Origin of the sequence: Kerstersia similis (assembly GCF_965139615.1) — a bacterium.
GTDB classification, from domain to species: Bacteria; Pseudomonadota; Gammaproteobacteria; order Burkholderiales; family Burkholderiaceae_B; genus Kerstersia; species Kerstersia similis.
Genome location: NZ_CBCSIQ010000022.1, coordinates 60,662 through 69,204, shown reverse-complemented (window position 1 = coordinate 69,204; position 8,543 = coordinate 60,662). Strand labels below are relative to the sequence as shown.

9 protein-coding genes are annotated in these 8,543 nt (G+C 62.1%); 5 read left to right on the top strand and 4 right to left on the bottom strand.

Annotation, left to right across the window (positions count from 1 at the left end; all coding sequences use genetic code 11):
• Nucleotides 1–141: 141 nt before the first annotated feature.
• From ACNA1V_RS13430 to ACNA1V_RS13415, 4 genes are all read right to left on the bottom strand, one after another.
• On the bottom strand, nucleotides 142–774 hold the full coding sequence (locus tag ACNA1V_RS13430; protein WP_415834108.1) for a TRAP transporter small permease subunit: 633 nt from the start codon (nucleotides 772–774) through the stop codon (nucleotides 142–144).
• Between the two features lie 114 nt (nucleotides 775–888).
• Nucleotides 889–1,932, bottom strand: a complete 1,044-nt coding sequence (locus ACNA1V_RS13425) for a TRAP transporter substrate-binding protein (protein ID WP_415834107.1) — start codon at nucleotides 1,930–1,932, stop codon at nucleotides 889–891.
• 41 nt (nucleotides 1,933–1,973) lie between these two features.
• Entirely contained in the window at nucleotides 1,974–2,831 is an 858-nt protein-coding gene (locus ACNA1V_RS13420) for an isocitrate lyase/PEP mutase family protein (protein ID WP_415834106.1), read from the bottom strand.
• Nucleotides 2,832–2,854: 23 nt separating this feature from the next.
• Complete coding sequence (locus tag ACNA1V_RS13415) at nucleotides 2,855–3,610, bottom strand: SDR family NAD(P)-dependent oxidoreductase (RefSeq protein ID WP_415834105.1); 756 nt, start codon at nucleotides 3,608–3,610, stop codon at nucleotides 2,855–2,857.
• Between the two features lie 337 nt (nucleotides 3,611–3,947).
• Between ACNA1V_RS13415 and ACNA1V_RS13410 the strand changes: the two genes are divergently transcribed.
• From ACNA1V_RS13410 to ACNA1V_RS13390, 5 genes are all read left to right on the top strand, one after another.
• Entirely contained in the window at nucleotides 3,948–4,643 is a 696-nt protein-coding gene (locus tag ACNA1V_RS13410) for a GntR family transcriptional regulator (RefSeq protein WP_415834104.1), read from the top strand.
• Between the two features lie 310 nt (nucleotides 4,644–4,953).
• Nucleotides 4,954–5,343, top strand: a complete 390-nt coding sequence (locus ACNA1V_RS13405) for a GtrA family protein (protein ID WP_415834103.1) — start codon at nucleotides 4,954–4,956, stop codon at nucleotides 5,341–5,343.
• Nucleotides 5,340–6,383, top strand: coding sequence for a glycosyltransferase family 2 protein (locus ACNA1V_RS13400; protein WP_415834102.1), 1,044 nt, complete (start codon nucleotides 5,340–5,342; stop codon nucleotides 6,381–6,383). Before ACNA1V_RS13405 ends, ACNA1V_RS13400 begins: the two co-directional genes overlap by 4 nt.
• A complete protein-coding gene (locus ACNA1V_RS13395) occupies nucleotides 6,370–7,851 on the top strand; it encodes an ArnT family glycosyltransferase (RefSeq protein WP_415834101.1) in 1,482 nt (493 codons plus the stop codon). Before ACNA1V_RS13400 ends, ACNA1V_RS13395 begins: the two co-directional genes overlap by 14 nt.
• Nucleotides 7,848–8,543: a response regulator transcription factor gene (locus ACNA1V_RS13390; protein WP_415834100.1), complete on the top strand. Its 696-nt coding sequence runs from the start codon at nucleotides 7,848–7,850 to the stop codon at nucleotides 8,541–8,543. The genes ACNA1V_RS13395 and ACNA1V_RS13390 overlap by 4 nt, the downstream gene beginning before the upstream one ends.

Genomic DNA, 8,543 nt, shown 5'->3' with positions numbered 1-8,543 from the left:
GCCCGATCCCACCCAGGGCGAACAGCAACGCCAGCCCGCCCAGCACCAGCCCCACCGGGAAACCGGTGAAGACAAAGACGGCCAGGGCGATGAACATATAGCCGCCCAGGTAGTCATAGAAATGGTTATAGAGCGCTTCCATCACTGCACCTCGGCAGAGTCACGCGATTTTTCTTCCACCGGCTGCCGGATCATGCCCAACCGAGCCAATGCTTCGGGGCGCAAGGTCTGTGGCCCGAACAGGAAAATCACCAGACGCAGCAGCGTCGCCAGCAAGGCCAGCACCAGCAGCGCCACGCCCAGCAGCAGAAACGACTTGATCACCCAGCGATGCGGAATCCCCGTCAGGGCCGGCGAACCTTCGCCCTGCACATAGGCATTCACGACAAACTGCCAGGCCTCGTACACCAGGACGCTGCAAAACGGCAAGGCGAACACCAGGATGCAGATCAATTCCATCCAGCCGCGCCGGCGTTCCGACTGTTTTTCGCGCCAGATATCCACACGCACATGCGCACTGTTGAGATAGGCCAGCGCGTAGGCCATCAGGAAAATCATGGCATGCAGGTGCCACTCGGCTTCCTGCAGCTTGGTCGGAGAAATGTATTCGTACAGCCAGCTGTTCATGACCCACTGCTGGACGAAAACGATCTTGCGGGTGACGACGTCATAGACGATCACCAGAATCAGGGGAAGAATCAGCCATGAGCCCAGCCGCGCCACCCCCGCGCACAGTCTGGACAGCATATCTGACACAACAAGTAACTGGCGCATGGCGGGCTCCACGATCAGCCATCGGATTCCAGCGGGAGGCCAGCCGGATACCGGCGGCCTTTTGCCTCAGGGTAACGCGCAGTGCCACGGCGGGCACTGCGAACCTGAGAACGCTTACTTGAGATAGGCGCGCTCGCCCCAGATCTTGTAGTCGTCACGGAACTTGGACAGGCTATCCCAGACCTTGGCCGAATCCGGGTTCTGTGCCACTTCCTGCTGCACGACCTTGTCCCAGGCCTTGTTGAAGGCCTCCAGCATGTCGGCCGGCCACATCTTGATCTGTACGCCGTCGGCCTCGTTCTGGCGCATGATGGCGTACTGCCCCGCCTCGCCAGCCGCCAGCTGATCCACCAGCGCGCGGTCGCAGGCCATTTCTATCATGGTCTTCTGGGCCGGATTCAACTTGTTCCAGCTATCCTTGTTGATCAGCAGCTCCTGCACCGTGGATTGCTGGTGCCAACCGGGGAAGTAGTTGAACTTGGCGATCTGATAGAAACCCAGGCCTCGGTCAATCGCCGGCACGGATTGCTCGGCGCCGTCGAGCGTGCCCAATTCCAGCGCCTGATAGACTTCGCCCGGCGCCAGCAGTTGCGTGGAAACGCCGAACTCTTCCATCACCTTCGCGCCCAGGCCCAGGAAACGCATCTTCAAGCCGCGCAGATCATCCAGCGACTTGATTTCCTTGCGGAACCAGCCGCCACTTTCCGGCGGCAAAATGCCGCAGGGCAGCATGTGGATATTGTCGCGGGCGTACATTTCCTGCGCCAGCTTCAAACCATCGCCATAACGCAGCCAGGCCAGCATTTCACCTGCTCCGGGGCCAAAGGGAACCGCAGCGAAGAACGCGTAGGCAGAATTCTTGCCGACGTTGAAGCCAGGAGAGCCATAGGCCGCGTCAATTGCGCCCTTGGAGACCGCATCGTAATACTGCGTACCAGCCACGATGGCACCGGGTTCAAACACACGAATATCAAATTTGCCATCCGTCAGCAACTTGACCTCGTCACCGATCTGAAACGCCGTCGCGCCCGCCACCGGCATGGCCTTGGCATAAGCGGAATGCATGCGCCAGCGCACGCGCTCCTGAGCATTGGCGACGGTGGACACCCCTATCGTCAGGGCTAGCGCCAGGCCGCTGATCATTGCGAGTTTCTTCATTTCCAGCTCCTCTCCTTGTTGTCTCCGGCTCTATCGCCCGATCAGGCCTGGCCGAATTCCTTCTCGAAATCGTGATAGCGGTGCAAACCCACCATCTTCATGAAATCCCCGTAGGTCGCCAGATCTTCCGCAACCGCCATGGTGTTGCCATTGATGCGCAAGGCGTCCAGCACACTGGCCGACGCACGCGCGGCCGCCAGCAGCGTCGAGAGTGCATAGAACACGATATCAAACCCCATCTGGCTGATATCGGTTGCCGTCAGTTTCTGGGTTTCATTGCCGTCCACAATGCTCAGCACCTTGCGGCCGGGCACTTGGCGTGCAATCGCCTCGGCCTGCGCGATGGTCTTCACCCCATCGACAAATACCAGGTCCACCCCGGTTTCCGCATACAGATTGGCGCGGCGCACGGCTTCTTCCACGCCATGCACCCCCAAGGCATCGGTACGCGCAATCAACAGCATCTCCGACCAGGCCCGGGCACGCACCGCCCCCTTGAGCGTACGCACCTGCGCCTCGGCCTCCACCAACTGCACGCCGCTGAGCTGCCCACAGCGCTTGGGCAAGGTCTGATCTTCCAGGTGAATGGCAGCTACCCCGACCTGCGCGTAATCCTCTACCGTGCGCAGCAGATTATTGATGCCGCCATAACCGGTATCGGCGTCTGCAATCACAGGCAAAGCCGTGGCCCGCACCATGCGCCGGGCGTGGTCCAGCATTTCGGTCTGTGTCATCAGCCCCAGATCCGGCATACCCAAGGTGGTGGCCGTGGCACCGAAACCGGTCATGTACACAGCGGGAAAGCCGGCCTGCTCCACCAGGCGGGCCGTCAGCGCATCCGACGCACCCGGCGCCTGGATCAGCCTGCCCGCGTTCAACAATTCCTTCAAGATCGACATTCTTCAGACTCCTGGCCTCAGGCTCAGCGGCCGCCAGCGACATCCAGCATACTGGCAGTGATATATGACGAGCCGGGCGACAAGAGCCAGACCGCCGCTTCGGCCACTTCGGCCGGCGCGCCCAAACGGCGCATGGGAATGATGTCTGCGAGCGCGGCAATGGCGGCCGGGTCGCCCAGCGAGTCCATCTGGATCTCGGTATCAATAATGCCGGGCGACAAGGCATTGACGCGGACGGCAGGCGCCAGCTCCTTGGAAAAGGATTGCGTCAGCGTTGCGATGGCCCCCTTGGTGGCGGCATAGACCATATTGCCGACCATCCCGCCCGTGCGTGCCGCGATGGATGCCATGGAAACCATGGAGCGTTCGGTGAACCCGCCCCCGCGCGCCGCGAAGGCGGCCGTGGCGAAAAAGACACTCTTGAGGTTCACATTCAGCACGCGATCCAGTTCGGCTGGATCCAGATCGGCCAGGGTCATGCGCCGGCCGATAATGCCTGCATTGTTGACCAGATGGGCGATTCCGCCCCACTGCGCCACGACCTGATCGGCGGCGCCATCAACCGCCGCCTTATCGCTGACATCCACCGCCAGCGCCAGGATCTGCTCGCCATATTCACGACGCAAAACCGCCAGCCTGTCCTCCCGGATATCCCAGACCGACACCCGCGCCTGCAGCGCCAACAGCCGCTCCACGATGGCCCGCCCGATTCCGGAGGCGCCTCCCGTCACCACCACGACTCGCCCTGCAAACCAGGACTGATCATATGTCTGTACCACCTGCGTCTCCCTGGGCCTGCTATCTGTTTTCAAAGATCTTAGCATAGCAGAACTAGTATGCAATTCGGGTTAGCGAGCAGCCCCCTCCAACGCCCCCGATGGCAGCTGCGTTACCATAACGCTACATTGAACAAGGCCTGATTGTGAGCAATAATCAAAGCGGACCATGACTGCCAGCCACGGCCACCGGTGCCGGAACCTTGTTCCTGCCGGCCGGGATCTTCCCGCCACCCGCGTCTGCTATCTCGTTTTCCTGGCCAACCATTGACCATGTGCCAAAACGCCATTCGACCGTTCTGTCATGACTCCAACTAAAAGCACCGCTACCAAATCCTCCATGTCCGCTGAAGTCGCAGACAAGATCCGGGATGCCATCATCAATGCCGCCTTCGACTTCGGCGAAGCCCTGTCGGAGGAAAATCTGGCGGCCGCCTTCGATGTCAGCCGCACGCCCATCCGCGAAGCCTTGAACCTGTTGCAGCTCGAAGGGCTGGTCAACATCGTGCCCAAATCCGGCACCTACGTCTTCACGCCCTCGCTGGAAGACATCATTGAACTGTGCGAATACCGCGCCTGTCTGGAACTGCAGGCGGCCGAGCTGGCCGTCATGCGCAATCCGCTGAGCCTGGCCTCGGCGCTGGAGCGGCTGCTGGTGCAAATGGAACGGGCCGTCGCCGACGGCGACATCCGTATCTACGGCCAGCTGGACACGCAATATCACCTGGCCTTTCTGGAAAATGCCGGCAACCGCTACCTCATGCAAGGCTATCGCATGATTACGGGCCGTGTCGCCACGCTACGCACCCAGTTGGCGCTGCATGCCAAAAATGAACCCAGGCGCTCCATGCACGACCATGCGATGCTGATCCAGCTGATCCGTGAAAACAAGATTTCGCGCCTGAAAACCGTGCTCTGGACCCACATCATGCGCACGAGTGACAACTTCATGCAGGCCTTTCAGGACAATCCCATCAAGCCGCTGACCCAGAAGGAAGTGGTTCGACGCAAGCTTCAGCAAGGTGGCGCGCTCTAAAGGCCTGCCTTAATCCAGGCACGCCGCAAAACCATCCGGCCCGCCCGGATCATTTCCCCATGGCCGGGCACCCTCGCCCGGCCCCCTGATCCATGCCCGAGGCCGGATGGCCGGCATGCCGATCACGCAGCCCGCCGCAAACCTACCGTCACGCCGCCATCACGCAGTGCCTGGCGCCTGCTGGCGATTTGACGCGCTTTTCATTTTTCCTTGACGGATTTTCGACGCCTCGAAATCTACGATCCATCGGCATAGACCCGCTGGCGCACAAGCGCCTGCGCCCCTTGCCCCACTTCGGATCGTTTTCGTCATGCGTGCGCAGCTGCTTTCCTCCACCCGGCATCAGACCGTCCGCTTCTGCCTGAATGGCGGCATTGCCACAGCGCTGCATTACCTGCTCATGCTGGCCTTGCTGCACACCGGGCTGGCCCCCACGCCAGCCACGGCGACGGGCGCACTGGCCGGGGCACTGGCCAACTACCTCCTGCAGTACCGCTACACCTTCCATTCCCCGGCGCGACATGCCGCCGCCGCGACGAAATACCTGCTCTCCGTCCTCGTCAGCTGGCCCTTGAACCTGCTGTTTTTCGTGGTCCTGCATACCGGGCTCGCGCTGCCCGTCTTCCCCGCGCAACTGTTGGCCACCTTTCTGCTGGCCATATGCAACTACTGGATCTCCAAGAGGTTCGTGTTCCTATGAACAACATCCGCAAACTCCACGCCTCTGCGCCTGCCGCCGCACGGCTGCCCGCCCTGTCGCTGCTGATCCCGATCTACAACGAGGTCGATGTCCTGCCCCTGTGCTTTGAACGGGTCAACGCCGTGCTGCAAGGCCTGGATCTCAGCCATGAAATCGTCTTTGTCGATGACGGCAGCACGGATGGCAGCAGCACGGCGCTGGCAGCGCTCGCCATCTCCCAGCCCTGCGTCAAAGTGGTTCGTCTCAGCCGCAACTTCGGCAAGGAAGCCGCCATGTCCGCCGGCCTGGAACACTGTGCCGGCGCCGCTACCATCATCCTGGACGCCGACCTGCAGGATCCCCCTGAACTGATTCCCGATATGGTGCGCGCATGGCGCGCCGGCGCAGATATCGTCACCATGCGACGCCGCTCCCGTACCGGCGACCCCTGGCACAAGCGCCTGAGCGCCCATCTCTACTACCGCCTGCTGAACCGCCTGAGCGATGTCGCCATTCCCGCGGATACAGGCGACTTCCGACTGCTCAGCGCCCGCGCCATCCAGGCGCTGCAACGACTCCCCGAACGCTCCCGCTACATGAAAGGCATCTTCGCCTGGATCGGATTTCCCACCACCGAAATTCTCTACGAGCGCCAACCGCGCGCGGCAGGGAAAACGAAATGGAACTACCGCGGCCTGCTCGGCCTGGCGATCGAAGGCATTACCTCCTTTTCCATCAAACCCCTGCGCTGGGCGTCCGGCATCGGCCTGACCGTAGCTGGCGCCGGCCTGGCCTATGGCCTGTTCATTGCGGCCAAAACCCTGCTCTACGGCGAGTCTGTCCAAGGCTACCCCTCGCTCGTGGCGATCATCGCCTTCCTGGGCGGCGTGCAGCTCATCACCATGGGCCTCTTGGGTGAGTACGTCGGAAAAATCTATATGGAAACCAAGCAGCGCCCCGTGTACCTGATCCGGGATGTCCTGTGCAGCCAGACGCCTGACAGCCAGGCCAATCGCCGCGCTGCGCCGTTCGTACAGGAGTACCAGCATGTCCGCCATTGATCGCCTGCCGCGCTGGCTATGGCTTCTGGCCGCGCTCTTCGGGCTGCGCCTGGCGCTGATGGCCATTCTGCCCATGGCCGACACATCCGAACCCCGCTACGCGGAGATCGCCCGCCTGATGGCGGTCAGCGGTGACTGGATTACTCCCTGGTTCGAACCCGGCGTCCCGTTCTGGGGCAAACCGCCGTTCGCCTTCTGGGCGTCCGCCGCCTCGTTCCGGCTATTCGGGTACAACGACTTTGCGGCCCGCCTGCCCGCCTGGCTGGCCACGCTGGCGACCGTCATGCTGATCTACACCTACACGCGGGAGCGGATAGGCGAAATGGCGGCCCGCCATGCCACCCTGATCTACAGTTCCTGCCTGCTCACCTTTGTCCTGGCGGGTGCCGTCCTGACCGATGCCTACCTGACGCTGGCCGTCACACTATGCCTGGTTGGCTTCGGCAAACAGCTGGGCGGCTTGCGCCCGGCCTGGGGCTATGCATTTTTTGCCGGACTGGCGCTGGGCATGCTGGCCAAGGGCCCCCTGGCGCTCGTCCTGGTACTGGCTGTCATGCTGCCCTGGCTGCTCTGGCAACGCAGCGCGGCGCTGGCCTGCCTGCGCCGTCTGCCCTGGACAGGAGGATGGCTGCTGTTCCTCGCGCTCAGCGCCCCCTGGTATGTCCTGGCTGAACTCAAAACGCCCGGCTTCCTGCAATACTTCATGGTTGGTGAGCACTTTTACCGCTTCGTCGATCCCGGCTGGCAAGGCGACCTCTACGGCAGCGCCCACGAACGCCTCTATGGCAGCATCTGGCTGGACTGGTTGCTGGCGACACTGCCGTGGGGCCCATATGCGCTGTACCGGCTGGCCCGCCAGGCCTGGCGACATCGTACCGCCAGGCCAAGCCTGCGCGCCCTCGCACCGGATACCAGCCTGCTGCTGCTCTGGGCACTCGCCACACCATTGTTCTTCAGCCTGTCCGGCAACATTTTGTGGACGTACGTGCAACCCGCCCTGCCTGCCTTCGCCATCCTGCTGGCAGCGGCCCTGACACGGCCGGCGCCGAGCACCCGCGCAACCGCCTGGCGCTGGGAAGCCATGACGCTTCCTGTACCTGCCATCGGCCTGCTGCTTGGCATTGCCGTCCTGGCCAATCCCGACATCCTGAAAAACGAGCGCAGCCTGATTGCCGTGCAGCAAGCCCACGCGCAAGCCGGCCAGCAGCTCTACTACCAGAACAAGCTGCCATTTTCCGCCCGCTACTACTCCAGGGACACCGCCAAGCTGCATCAAGGCCCGATCACCCAGGAATTCCTGGCGCAACACCCGGCCGGTGTCTTTCTATCCGTGGAAAACAATCACCTCGAACAAGCCGGCCTGCCGCCCAACAGCCCGGTACTATTCAAAAACCGGCGATACTCCCTGGTGTACGCCACCCGCCCCCCAACTGCCTCCCTTCGCCAATCAGGAGATCGCCATCCATGAACGAACAGCGCATCCGTGTGCTGGTCATCGAAGATAACGCCGCGCTCGCGGCGAATATCGGCGATTTCCTGGAAGACGACCGCTACCTGCTGGACTTCGCCGCCGACGGTCTGGTTGCGCTGCATCTGGCCTCGACCCATGACTACGACGTCATTGTCATGGACATCATGCTGCCCGGCATATCGGGTTTCACGCTGTGTCAACGTATCCGCAACGACCTGCACTGCGCTACCCCCATCATCATGATGACGGCCAAGGACCATATCGACGACAAGGTCACCGGTTTTACCCAGGGCGCGGACGACTACCTCGTGAAACCCTTCCATCTGAAGGAACTGGCCATACGCATCGAAGCCCTGTACCGGCGCAGCACAAGCGCCACCCCGGTGCTGCACGCCGGCAGCATTGCCTTCGACCCTGGCACCCTGCATATCCGCCTGGGGCAGGGTGCGCCTTTGCAACTCTCCGGCATGCCGGCAAACATCACGGAAATCCTGATCCGCGCCTATCCCAACTTCGTGTCCTATGACCAGTTGGCGCAAAGTCTCTGGGGCGACAAGGAAGTTGAACCGCACACCTTGCGCACCCATATCTACCTGTTGCGCAAGCTGCTGCAGGAGCACCTGGGCGCCAATGTCATCAAGACCTTGCACGGCCGCGGCTACCGCATCACGCCACCGGAGGCGGACTGA